Source organism: Thiomicrospira sp. S5 (assembly GCF_003991075.1).
GTDB classification, from domain to species: domain Bacteria; phylum Pseudomonadota; class Gammaproteobacteria; order Thiomicrospirales; family Thiomicrospiraceae; genus Hydrogenovibrio; species Hydrogenovibrio thermophilus.
In genome coordinates, this window is sequence record NZ_CP014470.1 from 2,029,292 (window position 1) to 2,043,881 (window position 14,590).

General features: G+C 53.6%; 11 protein-coding genes. 3 read left to right on the top strand and 8 right to left on the bottom strand.

The features are described from left to right. Window positions 1-2 precede the first annotated feature (2 nt). From AYJ59_RS09400 to AYJ59_RS09410, 3 genes are all read left to right on the top strand, one after another. Window positions 3-2,393 (top strand): sensor histidine kinase, encoded by a 2,391-nt coding sequence (locus AYJ59_RS09400; RefSeq protein ID WP_164730761.1) that lies wholly within the window; start codon window positions 3-5, stop codon window positions 2,391-2,393. Next, entirely contained in the window at window positions 2,393-3,022 is a 630-nt protein-coding gene (locus AYJ59_RS09405; protein ID WP_029937619.1) for a response regulator transcription factor, read from the top strand. Before AYJ59_RS09400 ends, AYJ59_RS09405 begins: the two co-directional genes overlap by 1 nt. 425 nt (window positions 3,023-3,447) lie before the next feature. Continuing rightward, entirely contained in the window at window positions 3,448-5,352 is a 1,905-nt protein-coding gene (locus tag AYJ59_RS09410) for a 5'-nucleotidase C-terminal domain-containing protein (protein WP_127119961.1), read from the top strand. A 113-nt stretch (window positions 5,353-5,465) separates the two neighbouring features. Here AYJ59_RS09410 and AYJ59_RS09415 read toward each other — a convergent pair whose 3' ends face one another. The 8 genes from AYJ59_RS09415 to AYJ59_RS09450 form a co-directional block, all read right to left on the bottom strand. Further along, window positions 5,466-6,674, bottom strand: coding sequence for an ABC transporter permease (locus AYJ59_RS09415; RefSeq protein ID WP_127119962.1), 1,209 nt, complete (start codon window positions 6,672-6,674; stop codon window positions 5,466-5,468). Next, window positions 6,671-7,393, bottom strand: coding sequence for an ABC transporter ATP-binding protein (locus AYJ59_RS09420; RefSeq protein ID WP_127119963.1), 723 nt, complete (start codon window positions 7,391-7,393; stop codon window positions 6,671-6,673). The genes AYJ59_RS09415 and AYJ59_RS09420 overlap by 4 nt, the downstream gene beginning before the upstream one ends. After that, window positions 7,390-8,682: an efflux RND transporter periplasmic adaptor subunit gene (locus AYJ59_RS09425; RefSeq protein WP_127119964.1), complete on the bottom strand. Its 1,293-nt coding sequence runs from the start codon at window positions 8,680-8,682 to the stop codon at window positions 7,390-7,392. The genes AYJ59_RS09420 and AYJ59_RS09425 overlap by 4 nt, the downstream gene beginning before the upstream one ends. Beyond that, on the bottom strand, window positions 8,663-10,162 hold the full coding sequence (locus AYJ59_RS09430) for an efflux transporter outer membrane subunit (RefSeq protein ID WP_164730762.1): 1,500 nt from the start codon (window positions 10,160-10,162) through the stop codon (window positions 8,663-8,665). Before AYJ59_RS09430 ends, AYJ59_RS09425 begins: the two co-directional genes overlap by 20 nt. Further along, on the bottom strand, window positions 10,159-11,481 hold the full coding sequence (locus AYJ59_RS09435; RefSeq protein WP_127119966.1) for a sensor histidine kinase: 1,323 nt from the start codon (window positions 11,479-11,481) through the stop codon (window positions 10,159-10,161). The genes AYJ59_RS09430 and AYJ59_RS09435 overlap by 4 nt, the downstream gene beginning before the upstream one ends. Then, on the bottom strand, window positions 11,478-12,164 hold the full coding sequence (locus tag AYJ59_RS09440; protein ID WP_127119967.1) for a response regulator transcription factor: 687 nt from the start codon (window positions 12,162-12,164) through the stop codon (window positions 11,478-11,480). The genes AYJ59_RS09435 and AYJ59_RS09440 overlap by 4 nt, the downstream gene beginning before the upstream one ends. 176 nt (window positions 12,165-12,340) lie before the next feature. After that, window positions 12,341-13,486 (bottom strand): glycerate kinase, encoded by a 1,146-nt coding sequence (locus AYJ59_RS09445; RefSeq protein ID WP_127119968.1) that lies wholly within the window; start codon window positions 13,484-13,486, stop codon window positions 12,341-12,343. Window positions 13,487-13,489: 3 nt separating this feature from the next. Further along, on the bottom strand, window positions 13,490-14,590 hold the full coding sequence (locus AYJ59_RS09450; RefSeq protein WP_127119969.1) for a zinc-binding metallopeptidase family protein: 1,101 nt from the start codon (window positions 14,588-14,590) through the stop codon (window positions 13,490-13,492).

Here is a 14,590-nt window from a genome sequence, read left to right on the forward strand (position 1 = left end):
CGATGACATTGAACCATTTTAAAAAGGCCAACCTCTTGCTCCACTCTCCCTTTCCATTACGTATTTCAATCGGGTTATTAGCCATCACCCTGCTGATGCCGTTGTCCGCCGTTCGGGCCGACATCGTCGACATCGGCGTGTTGAATTTGCGCAATACCGAAGCCGACAAAGCCTTTTGGGCGAAGACCGCACAATGGCTTTCCAAAGAGATTCCCAACCACCAATTCGTCATCAAGCCCATGGGACCGGAATGCCTGACCCACGCCATCAACAAACAACAGCTCGATTTCGCCATCACCAATCCGTCGCAAATCGTCGCGCTGGAAAAAACCGACGATGTCCACCCCATCGCCACCTTGCAAACCCGCTACGAGACCCGACCTTACAGCCATTTCGGTGCCGCACTCATCACCCGCGCCGACCGCAGTGACCTGAAACGCCTGTCCGACTTGAAGGGTCAAAGCGTCATGGCGGTGTCGCCGTCGGAATTCGGCGGCTACCAGATGATCTGGCGGGAACTGCAATTGGCCGGCATCGCCCCCAAAAAAGACTTTTTCAACCTGCTGTTCACCAACGGGTCTCAAGAAGCGATTATTCGCGCCATCATCAATGAAGAAGCCGATATCGGCATTATCCGTTCCGGTTTGATTGAATCGCTGTTAGACCAAAATAAACTGCCGGCCAACCAAATCAAAGTCATCCACCCACAGCACACCGGCCCTTACCCGTTGCTACACAGCAGCATTCTCTATCCGGAATGGTCGATGATTCGATTGGCACACACCGACATTGCGCTGGCCCGCCAAGTTTCCCGCACCCTACAAGCCATGCCCAAAAGCACCGCGCCCGGCACCTATAACCCGCATTATGGCTGGACCCGCGCCGAAGACTTCACCACCGTGCATGGTTTGCTTCGCGCCCTGAAACTGCCACCTTACGAACCGAGCAAACAGATCAGTCTCAAGGCTATCTTGCAGGAACACGGCCTCGCCGTCGGATTGATTGTGGTATTGATTCTAATGTTGTCGGCTTTTTCCGCGCGCATGAGCCGCATCAACCGTAAACTGGCGGTTTCCCAATCCGAACTCGCCAAACACCGCGACAACCTGGAAAAAGAAGTCGCCGAGCGCACGGTGGAACTCTCGCAAGTCAACCAAGCGCTGGAACAAGACATCGAAGCCCGGGAAAAAGCGGAAGATACGTTACGTCGCAGCCGCGCCGCGCTGCAAGGGGTGTACGAAATCTCCGTCGACACGCGTCTCCCCCAATCGGAAAAACTGTTACGTTTGATTCAATTGGCGCGCCGCCATTTCCGCATGGACGCCGCGTTTTTGTACAAACTGCCCGACGGCCCACACCCGGCGCTGTCGTTGTGCGTTTCCGACGGGGACATCCCCGAAGAATCCAAACTGAAACAATGTCTGGAAAGTCACTTGCCGGAATTCAAAAGCCAAGCCATTCTGCAATTTTCCGACACGCCTTGCGCCGGCCAGGTCATCACTTTCACCGTACAGGTCAATGGTCAACCGCACTGCGTGCTGGTGTTCGTGGGGCAGAACATCGCACAATGGCAACTGGCCGAAGTGGACGAAGAGTTATTGCGCCTCATCACCCAATGGATTGGCTCCAGCATCGAGCGTCAGGACATCGAAACCGAGCATGACAAATATCGCACTCAACTCGGCAAAGTCACCCGCCTGTTCACCGTCGGTGAAATGGCCTCCGGGCTGGCGCATGAAATCAACCAGCCGCTGACCGCCGCCACCAATTACATCAGCGGAAGCCTGAGGCGCCTGGAAGACAGCCAGCCGTCACACCTCAAAACCGGCCTGACCCGTTCCCTGGAAAGTCTTGATCGTGCCACCAATATCATCCGTCGCCTGCGCGAATTCGTGCAAACCGGCGCACGGCGCCAAGAAGCCTTCCAACTCAATGCCACTTTGAAACGCGTGTTGTCACTGCTGGACTCGGAAGCCAAGCAACATGCCGTGACATTGATTCCGCCGTCCTTGCAGGGCGATGTCTGTGTCGTCGGCGACCCGGTTCAAATCGAACAGGTCTTGCTGAATTTGATTCGCAACGCCATTGATGCGTGCGAGGAAAACGGCTGTGTATCGGTTGACATTCATCCTCAAACCGATACCGCGCGCATTCTGGTGTCCGACACCGGCCCCGGTATTCCGGAAAAGGAGTTGCCCCATGTTTTCGATGCCTTCCATTCCTCGAAATCAGACGGCATGGGTTTGGGGCTGGCGATTTGCCGCAGCATTGTCGAGGCGCATTACGGCCAATTGCACGTCTGCAACACTCACGAAGGCGCGCAATTTATGTTTGAATTACCCTTGTGCGAAGCCGGCAAGGCTCGCAAAAACACTTCGGAGGAAAACGCGTGATGGAACCTTGCGTGTATGTTGTGGACGACGACCGTCTGGTACGAGAGTCGTTGGAATGGTTGCTGGAATCGGTCAACCTGCAAACCCGCCTGTATGAAAACGGTCAGGCTTTTTTGGACGAATTTTCACCAGGCCTGCCCGGGTGCGTGGTGCTCGACGTACGAATGCCCGGCCTGAACGGCATGGAACTGCATCAGTCCATCAAACACATCGACCCGGATTTTCCGGTCATCATCGTCACCGGCCACGCCGACGTGCCGATGGCGATTCGCGCCATGAAAGAAGGTGCCTTCGACTTCATCGAAAAACCCTATAACGACCAACACATGCTGGAACGTATCCAACTGGCGATTCACCATTACGACGATTTGCAGAAACATCAGGAAAAGGCCGATGCCTTGCAAAACCGTTTCGAACAGCTCTCCAAACGCGAATCCCAAGTATTGACCGGCGTCCTGCAAGGCCACCCCAACAAAATCATTGCCGACCAATTGTGCCTAAGCATCAAAACCATTGAAGTGCATCGCGCGAACCTGATGTCGAAACTCGGCGTCAAAACCGTGACCGAACTGGTTCGACTCGCCATCGAAGCCGGTAAAGACCACCCCGTCCCATCATCGGAAAGCTAATCGTTTTCCCACCCAAAATGGCTCAATCTTCAAAAACTTAGGGAAAACCCTAATCGATTTAGGAACCCTCCCAATATGGTTTTCATGAGAAATTCGTAAACTGGTTTTGAGTTTCAAATCCAATAAGTGAATATTAAAGGGCAACTCGATTAATCTTTAGTGAAATTCTGCGGAACTAAAAGACTGCATATTCTAGGCGTGGCTCGCTGACCTTAGTTACCCTAAGGACAAGAGTCACAACAACGAAGATGTCGTCTTCTAGTTCCGCCCGAAGGGGCTTAGCCAAATTCGGTCAGCTCCACGTTGTGAAGTCTTGCAAGGTCTAGACATTCCTGCAACTTCACGCCTTGATCTGACGAATTTGGCGTTGCCAGAATCCACTAAAAAGGTTAACCGAATTGCCCTCAACAAAGGAGAGTCAATCCATGTCTCTGAATCGACGCGAGTTTTTACACGTTATGTCCATGGCCGCGGCCGCGGGCCTATTACCCGGCACCGGCCTGGCGATGTCTTCCCACCCCAAAGGAACGGCCATTTCAAAAGACATCTATCAGGTGCCCATGCAAGGCACCGCTCGCATTCTGCACATCACCGACTCCCATGCGCAATTGAAACCGGTTTATTTCCGCGAACCCAACGTCAATCTCGGCGTCGGTCCGGCTTACGGCCAACTGCCACACGTGGTCGGCCACAAGCTCTTGAAAGAACTGAACATTGCCGACAACACGCCGTTGGCCCATGCGTTTTCGTTCCTGAACTTTCAGGATGCGGCGGAACAATATGGCAAGGTGGGCGGCTTCGCCCATCTCAAAACCCTACTTGACAAACTCAGAGAGCAAGCGGGTGGCCAGCAAAATACCCTGACAATGGATGGAGGAGATTTATGGCACGGTTCGGGCACGGCGCTTTGGACACGCGGTCAAGACATGGTGGAAGCGTCAAACCTGATCGGCGTGGACATCATGACCGGGCATTGGGAGTTCACCTACCATGAAGACGAGGTGTTGACCAATATTCAGAAATTCAAAGGCGAATTTCTGGCCCAGAACATGCGCATCAAAGAAGATTCCCTGTTCGGCGATGCCTACCGCGATATGACCGAAAAACACGGTGGCATCGGGTTATACGACGAAGACAGCGCTCTGCCGTTTAAGCCTTACACCGTCAAGGTGGTAAACGGCGAACGTATCGCCGTCATCGGCCAAGCCTTCCCGAGAACCGCCAACGCCAACCCACGCGCCAACTTCCCGGATTGGTCCTTCGGTTTGCGGGAGGATTCCATGCAAGAAACGGTCAATCACATCCGCGAAAACGAAAAAGTCGCGGCGGTGATTATGATTTCTCATAACGGCATGGACGTGGACATCAAAATGGCATCACGCGTCAACGGCATCGACGCCATTTTCGGCGGCCACACGCACGACGGCATTCCAAAAGCCATTCCGGTGAAAGCTCCGGACGGCCATGTTTGCCGAGTGACCAACGCCGGTTCCAACGGCAAGTTCGTCGGTTGTATGGACCTGGACATCCAAAACGGCAAGTTGCGCGGCATGCATTATCGCCTATTGCCGGTCTTCTCCAACGAATTGGCGGCCGATGCCGGCGTGGATCAATTCATCACCAATCTGCGTCAAACGCAATACACCAAGTCGATTGTCGAATCGCGCAATCCGAAATACGCCTATAACCCGGAACGGCTCGGCAAAACCTATGAACAGATTCTCAGCGAAGAACTGGCTGTGGCCGAAGACACCTTGTACCGTCGCGGGAACTTTATGGGCACCTGGGACCAGATCATCGTCAATGCCCTGCGCGAAGAACACGACACCCAAATCGCCATGTCTGCAGGTGTGCGTTGGGGCACCTCGGTGCTGGCGGGCGAAACCATCACCATGGAACGCGTGATGGACGAAACCTCCATGACCTATGGGGAAACCTACAAAGCCGAATTGACCGGTGCGCAAATCAAAGACACTTTGGAAGGCGTATGCGAGAACATTTTCCAGAAAGACCCTTACCTGCAATCCGGCGGTGACATGGTTCGACTCGGCGGCATGGATTACACCTGCGAACCGAAAGCCTCGCTCGGCCAGCGTATTACCCATATGCAACTGGACGACGGCACGCCGATTGAACCGAACAAAACCTACACCGTCGCCGGGTGGGGGCAAGTGGAGGAAGTCGGTGATGGTCGTTTGATTTGGGATGTGGTCGCCGGCCACTTACGCGGTCAGCGTTCGGACATGAAGCTTAAAAAAGTCAATCACCCGACGTTGAAAGGCATTGCCGACAACCCCGGCATCGAAGATTATGCCGGCAAATTGATTTAATCACCCGCCGCCATTTTCAACGATGGCCTCCAAGATTGGATTCAAGATACCGTTGTTTCCCGCGTCGTTTCTGTCTGGCGCGGGCTTTTTATTTTGGCTTCTTAACCAAAATTTCACTCATGCCTTAGGGCATCAATCGGGTTCAAGCGCGCCGCATTGCGTGCCGGAAAATACCCGAACACAACCCCCACCATCGCCGAAAACACAAATGCCAGCGAGATAATGCCGTAATCCAACATATACGGAATCCCCATCAACATACTGCCCAACGCCGATGCGATTAAGGCCAACACAATACCAATCAATCCCCCCAGCGACGACAGCACCACCGCTTCCACCAGAAATTGCAACAGAACTTCCCTTTCCAAGGCGCCAATCGCCATACGAATCCCGATTTCTCGAGTCCGTTCCGTGACCGATACCAGCATGATGTTCATAATACCGATACCACCGACCACCAGACTCACCGCGGCCACAGCGCCGAGCAACATGGTCATGACGCGGGTGGTGCCGGTCAAAGTGTTGGTAATTTCCCGTGTATCCATCACCGAAAAATCATTTTTTTCGTTATCGCTTAAATGGCGACGATCGCGCAAAAGTAAGGTAATGGCCCGGTTCACGACATCGGTATCGATGTCCGGTTTCACCGAGATTCGAATCATGCGCACGTCCTGATTCCCGGTCAAACGGCGCTGAACCGTTTTTGTCGGCATGATGATGACATCGTCTTGGTCGTTGCCCATCATCGACTGGCCTTTCGGCTCCAAAACGCCAATCACATCGCAGGAAAAACTGCCCAGCCGGAGCTTTTTCCCCAACGCGTCTTCACCGCCCAACAATTCTTTGGAAACGGTATTACCAATGACACAGCTCGTTTTGCCGGCTTTAAGCTCCGTTTCGGAAAACAACCGGCCTTCCGCCAACTCCCAGTTCCCGGTAATAAAGTAGTCGTTATTGGTACCGACCACAGAGGTCGACCAGTTTTCGTTACCGCGCACCGCTGTCACACTGGCACTGACCGTCGGCGCTACAGCCACGACGGACACCACCTCATTGCGAATGGCCTCCACGTCCTCAATCTTAAAGGGTTTGGCGCCGCTGCTGTCTCGACCCGGCCCCATTCGTTGCCCGGGGCGCACCATCAGCAGGTTACTTCCAAGGCTGGAAATTTCCTGCGCCACTTTCGCCGTGGCGCCATTCCCCAGCGTCACCATGGTGATCACCGCCGCCACACCAATAATAATGCCCAGCATCGTCAAGGCCGAACGCATCATGTTTCGGCGAATTTCCCTGACCGCCAGTAAAAAAGCATTCCAAATCATGTCGATGGCTCCTGATACTGATCCTGTTCCACTTTTCCATCCACGAAATGAATCAAGCGGCTGGCATAAGCCGCCATTTCCGGTTCATGAGTCACCATCAGAACGGTAATGCCCAGCTCTTTGTTCAGTTGACCGAGCAACTCCATGATTTCACGGCTGCGCGCCGTATCCAGGTTCCCGGTCGGCTCATCCGCCAGCAACACCTTCGGGTTGGTCACCAATGCCCGGGCAATGGCAACACGTTGCTGCTGCCCACCGGACAATTCGCCCGGCGCATGGTCTTCCCAGCCATCCAACCCCACCAGCTTCAATGCCCGTCGGGCTTCGGCATGCCGCTGCGAGCGTTTCATACCACGATACACCAATGGCAATTCAACGTTTTCCAACGCGGACGTTCGGGCTAACAAATTGAACCCTTGAAAAACGAACCCCAGATAATGACGTCGTAATAACGCTCGCTGATCACGGGTTAAGGCTTCCACATGAATGCCCTGAAACAAATAATGGCCGGACGTCGGCGTATCCAAACACCCCAAGGTGTTCATCACCGTCGATTTGCCGGAACCACTCGGGCCCATGATGGCAACGAATTCACCTTCCTGTATCTTGAAATCCACGCCCTTTAACGCCTTGAATTCCGACGCGCCCTTGCCGTAAGACTTGACGATGTTCTGGAACTCAATCAGTGCTTGAGGTTCGCTTTCATGGACAGTGCTCATTGCAACGGCACCTCGACCCCGACAATGACCTCGTCGCCGACTTTCACATCGCCTTCCGTCACTTCAATCATTCGTCCACTGCTTTCACCGGTCTTAATCAATAACGGTTCCGGCTGACCGTTCACCAAACGCCAAATACGATGATACCCGGCTTCAACAGCTTCTTTCTTAATGTTCATGCCGCTGCGGCGGCGTGGGCGCGGCATCAAGGATTCCATCACGCTCTTTTCCGCCTTATCGGATTCATTGCCCAACAGTTCCGGCGTGAAACGCAATGCCGCCACCGGCACCATCATAATGCCGTTCTTTTCCTTCACCAGAATATCGGCCGTGGCCGTCATGCCCGGACGCAATTTCAGATTCGGATTGGCGACTTCCAATAAAGTGGTATAAGTCACAACGCCATCGGTGGTTTCCGCGCCATAACGTACCTGCTTGATTTTGGCCGGAAACTTTTGATTCGGATAGGCATCGACCGTGAAGGTCGCTTTTTGTCCGGCTTCGACTTGACCCACATCAGCTTCATCCACATCAACCTGCAGCTCCATTTTGGTCAAATCTTCGGCCAGTGTGAACAGAACCGGTGCCGTCATGGACGCAGCCACCGTCTGCCCCACCTCAATGGAACGAATCAGGACAATGCCGTTAATCGGCGAAACGATTTTGGCCTTGGCGATATCGGTCAGATTCTGCTCCAAACTGGCCTTGGCCTGATCGACTTGGGCAATAGCAGTCTGCTTCGCGGCCTTAGCCCGTTTCATGGACGCCTCCGCCGAAATCAAATCGGCTTTGGACGGCAACTTACCGTCGGTCAGTTTACGAATATTTTCCAAACGCGCGTTTTGAGCAAGACTTTCCTGCAAGGTGGCTTCCGCTTCCAATACACCGGCTTCCGCCACCTGCAAAGCGGCTCTGGATTGCAACACCTGTGCTTCCAACTTATCGGTATTCAGCTTCGCCAATAACTGACCGACCTTGACCTCATCATTGTAATCGACCAATACTTCGTCGATGGTGCCGGACAATTCGCTGCCCACCTCGACCTCATTGGTCGGTTGCAAAGTACCGGTGGCGGAAACGGTCGCGCGAATATCCCCAGTTGTCACCTTTCCGGTGTCGTAAACCGGGCCGGCCGATGGTTTGGACAATGCGAAGTACCAGGCCGCATACCCTCCGGCCAACAACAAGACAAACAAAATCAGCCATCGCCACCACTTGACGCTCGGCGACTTATCCAGGTTCAACTGCTGTTTTAAATCGTCCATATCATTATGGTTTGTTGTTTGCATTGCTTGAATCTCCACTCTGATTCACATCATTTGGTTCGGTCTGATGTTGTTGGGCCTGATTTTGTTGTTGCGCTTGTTTCATCGCCCAGTTTCCGGCAACCGCTTTCGATAAGGTGATGACTTGCGCCAGTTCCGTTGCCTGGGCCTCGATACTTTGTTTTCGTAAGGTCAATCGCGTTCTTTGCGCATCCAATACATCGGTGAAATTGGCCTCCCCCGCTTCATACTGAATGATCGCCAGTTTCTCTTCCAGCAACGACGTATTCAAGGCCCGTTCCAAAGCTTTATAGGTTTCGCGACTGTTGTGCAAATTCGATAAGGCATTTTCGGTTTCCTGCAATGCGGCCAGCACCGTTTTCTGATAACTGAGCAGAGCCTGCTGTTCCACTTCCTGCTGTATTTCCACCTGAGCTGCCAACTGGCCGCCGTCAAACACCGTTTGCGCGACGCCGGCCGTCAAGCTTGAGACCAACGACCCCACGCTGAACAAATCGCTCAGATTTGTCGAATTCCAAGACAAGCTGCCTCCAAGTGCAAAACTCGGTAAGCGATTGGCTTTGGCAACATCGGTTTGCGCCATCGCCGAAACCACACGTTGCTCGGCGGCGCGAACATCCGGCCGTTGACGTAAAACGTCTGCCGGCATCGGTAGGAATACCGATTCCGGAGACAGAGGTAACGGCGCCGATTTCCCCAAACCATCAGGCAAATTCTCCGGCTGACGCCCCAGTAGCACCGCAATCTGATATTGGGCTTCAATAATGTTTTGTCTTAACGACGGAATCGATGCCAGCGTCTGTTCATAACTGCGTTTGGCCTGCTCCACATCCAGTTGTGTCACCATCCCCGCCATTTGTTGCCAAACCGTCAACTGCACGGTTTCCTGCCAGGTTTTCAGGGAGTCTTCCGTCACCGCCAATTGCGCCTGATACCCCCGCAAGGCCACATAGTTGGCCGCCACCTCGGCACTCAAGGTAATCAAAACATCAGCATAATCGGCTTGGGAAGCCAGCTCCTGAGCATCGGCGGCGGAAAGCGCACTGCGATTGGCACCAAATACATCCGGCTCCCAACTGGCGTCCAAAACGGCGGAATAGGTGTCGGTGGTGACATCGGTATCGTGATTACGGCTGGAACCGACACCCCCGCTGGCCGTCACCGTCGGAAACAAGTCGCCCCGCGCCTGCTTACGGTAAGCCCGGGCTTCCCGTATGGCGGACTGAGCGGTCAACACGTCCGGATTCGACTGAATCGCTTCCTGGATCAATTGGTTCAACAGTGGATCATCGAGCTCTGTCCACCAAGGTATTTGCGCGGCCCGCTGCGCCTGTTCCGGCGTCTGCGCTTCAACCGGCGCCTTTTCTGACTGACTGTGCCAGTCAGCCGGAGCGGTTTCTTTCGGCACCTCTCGCGAACCGATGCTTGAGCAGCCGGACAAGACCAAGCCGCTCATACAGAAAAAAATCAATGTCCGTTTCATGCTGTATCCTCTGATGAACTGTTTGGCCATTCCGATTCTTTAAGGGCAGACGATTCAAAGTCGACTCGCGTCACATGCTCGCCATCGACCATGGTCGTCTGCAAGCCCCAACCAAATTGTCGGCACAATTTTTCAATCAAGAAAAGCCCCAGACCAAAGCCCAGTTCAGCCGGTTCTCGACCGTCTTCCGCTTCCACCAGCCGATTACGAATTTCGACCATGGCTTGCGTTTGGCGAATGGTCACCCCACCTTCCCAACTGTGTTGGAAAGCGTTGCGAACCATATTCGTCAAAACAATCTGACATGGCACTTTTGCCCAGCGTCCGACGAAAGGTTCGGTGTCGACATGAAGCGTCACCGGTTTGCCTTCCGTCAAATAGCGCAAACTGTTGACCGCTTCCATCACCTCGTTATCCAAGTGGACTTTCGCCACCGGAATGGCTTCAACTTCTTCACGACTCAACCACAGCAAGGTGTCGATCAAATCGGTCATCGTTAAACCGGCGCGGTACAATCGGTTCAGCACTCGGGTTTCGGCTTCCGACCGCTCATTGTCCATTCGGTAGAGTAACTCGATGTTATTGCGCATCACCGAAATCGGCGTGCGCAGTTCATGGCTGGCGTAATTCAAAAATTGTTGTTCCCTTTCCAAGGTGGCGTGCGTTTGTTGCAGACCTTGCTGAATCAGCGCCGCCAATTGATTGAGTTCGCGGTAACGGAAATCCGGCAGGGGTTCCTTGACGGTTTCCGGCGACACCGACCTTGCCCATTGCCCCAACCGTTCAATGGGACGTCCCAACGATTTCAGCAACAAAAACAGTACAACAATCAACACAACCAGAATCACGCCCCCGGTCACATGCAAAAACGTAAAGGAACGACCAGCCTTTTGACGACCGATTTGCGGGACTTCCGACGGTTTCATGGACTTGCCGACATACACCGGCATCTGGTCACCATTCGTGGCTTTCAATAAGAACAGAATACGGCGTGATGCACGCTCTTCAGAGACGATTTTGTGTTTATACAAACGATTGGATTCGATGTCTTTGGCGGAAAACGCCTGCTGAAATTCGCTGGGCAAGGCCTGCCAATCGGATGACACATAAAACAGGTCATCTAGGGGAGATTGTTCAAACAACGCCGGTTGCTTGCGATAATTTTTGGCGACGCCGTCCATTTGACTGACGATATAGGTATCGATGCCTTCACGGAAAAACGAACCGGCCAAAAAGGTGTACCCGACCACCAGCCCGACGCCAATCAGTAGGACGGTGCCGGCCAGATAATATTTCAAACTGAGGTTAAAGCCTTTCATCCCGTTTCCTTATCGCTGCCGGATTTGAGCACCACACCATGATGCGTCACCGTATAAATCAACGGCTCCAGGCCTGGTAAATCCACCTGCTTACGCAGTTTGTGCAAATGCACCTTCAGGCTGTCGGTATTCGGTACTTCATCGCCCCACAAAGCTTGCTCCAGCGCCTGTTTGGACACCACTTTCGGGCTGGCGCGCATCAGGGTTTCCAGTAACTTCCAGCCTGTGGGCGACAGACGAAGAGCAACCGCCCCCCGTGTCGCCTGATGTTGTTGAATGTCCATCATCAAATCTGCGACCTGAAAGCGCTTGGCCTGACCGCTGCGGCGCATCGCCAACGCTTTGATACGGGCCACCAGTTCCGCCATTTCAAACGGTTTGACCAAATAATCGTCACTGCCGACCTCAAAGCCGGTTAACTTATCATGCAATGCATCACGGGCGGTCAGCATCAATACCGGCGTATCGTTACCGTCGGCTCGCACTTTTTCACACAGGTGGAACCCGCTTTGCCCTGGCAGATTGACGTCAAGGATCAACGCATCGTAACGGTTGTCGTTGATAAGGCTTTCCGCCGCCGAACCATTGGCGATATGGTCACACTCGATTTGCTCCAACGCCAGATAATCCACCAGCGTATTCGCCAAATCCAAATCGTCTTCCACCAGTAACACATGCAACATTTTCAATCGGCACCTTGCTTTGACGGCCAGGCCTGGCCATTTTTCAGATAGTATAGAACAACTCGGGTTAACGATGGGTTAACGGCAAACGCACAAAGATAAAAATAGAAAAACCAGCCGCATCCGGCGAATAATCCGAATGCCAACTGGACGAAAAAACGTGGTTAGATCAGCTCTTACAACCAGTTTTTCAGATGGGTGTGAATGGTGGTTTCCAAATTCTGTGCCGACAAGCGCAGTAAGGTTGGCAAGTCGGCGTCAGATGGGGCCTGTTCGTGAATGGAGCGCAGTTCGAAAAACGCCGGTAAGTCCTGTGTCGTGGCTTCCAATTTACCGCAAAGTCCAACCGTCGGAATATCATAGTCCCCGGCCAGTTCGGCGATGCGATTCGGCAATTTTCCGAAACGGGTTTGCTCGTCCATTTTGCCTTCGCCGGTAATCACCAGATGCACGTCGCCGTCCCGAAGGACTTCATTCAAAGACAGCAGTTCCGCCAGCAAATCGAAGCCGGACGCCAAACGGGCATCCAGCAAACCGACAAAGGTTCCGGCCATTCCGCCGGCCGCACCGGCGCCCGGCAAATGGTCGATGCGTTTGCCCCAGTCGGCTTCAATCACTTTGGCCAACTGTTTCAACCCGGCTTCCAAAATCGGTGCGGTGGTTTCATCCACGCCTTTTTGCGGCCCAAACACCGCTGTCGCCCCCTGCTCGCCCAACAATGGGTTGGACACGTCGCAGGCAATGATCCATTCAATCTCATTTAAATCCGTTTTCACCAGGCCTGGCGCATTTCGTTCAATATGATCCAGCTCGACCAAAGCCCCGCCACCGAACGCCAGCGAGTCGCCCTGTGCATTTCGGAAATCAAACCCCAACGCCTGCAAGGCGCCGGCCCCGCCGTCATTGGTGGCACTGCCGCCCAGCCCGAGAATAATTTTTTCCGCGCCCAGTCGAATCGCCGCGGCCAAAACCTGGCCGGTGCCGTAAGTGGAGGCTGTCATCGGGTTCAACTCGTGTTCCGCCAATCTCGGCAACCCGGATGCCTGCGCCATCTCGACAATGGCGGTTTTTGAGTCCGGTTGCCAACCGAATTTGGCGGCCACCGGGCGGCCTAATGGGTCTTGTACAATCACTTCATGCGATTCGGCCAACCCGGCAAAGGTGATGGATTCGACAAAGCCTTCCCCGCCGTCGGACATGGGGCGGGAAATGAAATTCAGGCCATCGGCCACCCCCTGTCCGGCGCGTTCGACGATGCGGCAGAAGTCCACCGCGGATAAGGAGCCTTTAAACGAATCGGGCGCAACGAGAACGGTCTTCACAGCTTAGATTCCGTCCAGCGAATGTTGTCGACTGGTTTGGTTTTCACGAGCATTCTCCTCTAACGATTGTCTGTAAAAATGAGCGTCCACCACTTCATCGATGAAACGGAGTTTGCCTTGTACCACCGGCGATAAAATAAACGGATACGGATCGGCCAGCCCCATGCTGCGGTTCAGAGCGTTCATCACCTGCGACACCCGTTTCCATTCGCTGAACCAGTCATCGAAATCGTTGCGGCGTGGTTCATACACACTCAGGCTATAACTGACCGCCGTTTCCAGCGTATCCACCATGTGCAGATAATGCGCCCAGGTTTCCGCCCAGTCTTCATGCGGGTGACTGCTGGCATAAGGGGTGATGTAACGGCTTTTCCAGTGCGACACCGAGCCTTTTTCATAATAGGCTTTGAGGGATTCGTCGTAATCGGCGCGTTCATCGCCGAACACTTCCCGAAAGGCCTCCAACAGCCCTTCCTGTTCAATGATTTCATGCCAGAAATAATGCGCCACCTCATGACGAAAATGCCCCAGCAAAGTGCGATAGCGTTCACCCATTTGTTCTTTCATCACATGTAAAAAGCCTTCATCGGCTTCCGCGACATTCAAGGTAATCAATCCATTGCTGTGGCCGGTCAACACATGTTCCAGCGCGACATTCGGGTTACTGCGTTGATCTTCCAGAAAGTCGAAGCGCAAAACGTTATGCCCCGGTGCGCCTTGCGGGTCCACCAACTTCAAATCCAATAAGGTGTACATCAATTGCCGCTTGGCTCTTTCCAGAATACGCCAGCGCTTGGGATTTTTCGGCAAACTCAAATCCGGAATCGTCCGCGTGGTGCGACAGGACACACACTGACAACTGCCTTCGTCTTCCGGACTGATGAGCCAATTGCAATTCACCACCGAATAGCGGTGATTGCAAATCTTAAAACTCGGCAACTTGGTACCGTTGGCGGTGTGCGGGTAAAAGCGCGAATCGCTCCGTACTTCACCACTCCACATGGTGCCAATGGTCGGGTCATAGGCCAAATCACGACCACAAGCGGCGCAGTAGAGATTATCGAAAAATATCTCCTGCCCGCATTTGCAAAACATGCGTTTCAT

Bases quoted from the DNA above. Each gene is read 5' to 3' on its own strand.
- AYJ59_RS09400 (WP_164730761.1), top strand. From the start codon at position 3: ATGACATTGAACCATTTTAAAAAGGCCAACCTCTTGCTCCACTCTCCC.
- AYJ59_RS09405 (WP_029937619.1), top strand. From the start codon at position 2,393: ATGGAACCTTGCGTGTATGTTGTGGACGACGACCGTCTGGTACGAGAG.
- AYJ59_RS09410 (WP_127119961.1), top strand. From the start codon at position 3,448: ATGTCTCTGAATCGACGCGAGTTTTTACACGTTATGTCCATGGCCGCG.
- AYJ59_RS09415 (WP_127119962.1), bottom strand. From the start codon at position 6,674: ATGATTTGGAATGCTTTTTTACTGGCGGTCAGGGAAATTCGCCGAAAC.
- AYJ59_RS09420 (WP_127119963.1), bottom strand. From the start codon at position 7,393: ATGAGCACTGTCCATGAAAGCGAACCTCAAGCACTGATTGAGTTCCAG.
- AYJ59_RS09425 (WP_127119964.1), bottom strand. From the start codon at position 8,682: ATGCAAACAACAAACCATAATGATATGGACGATTTAAAACAGCAGTTG.
- AYJ59_RS09430 (WP_164730762.1), bottom strand. From the start codon at position 10,162: ATGAAACGGACATTGATTTTTTTCTGTATGAGCGGCTTGGTCTTGTCC.
- AYJ59_RS09435 (WP_127119966.1), bottom strand. From the start codon at position 11,481: ATGAAAGGCTTTAACCTCAGTTTGAAATATTATCTGGCCGGCACCGTC.
- AYJ59_RS09440 (WP_127119967.1), bottom strand. From the start codon at position 12,164: ATGTTGCATGTGTTACTGGTGGAAGACGATTTGGATTTGGCGAATACG.
- AYJ59_RS09450 (WP_127119969.1), bottom strand. From the start codon at position 14,590: ATGAAACGCATGTTTTGCAAATGCGGGCAGGAGATATTTTTCGATAAT.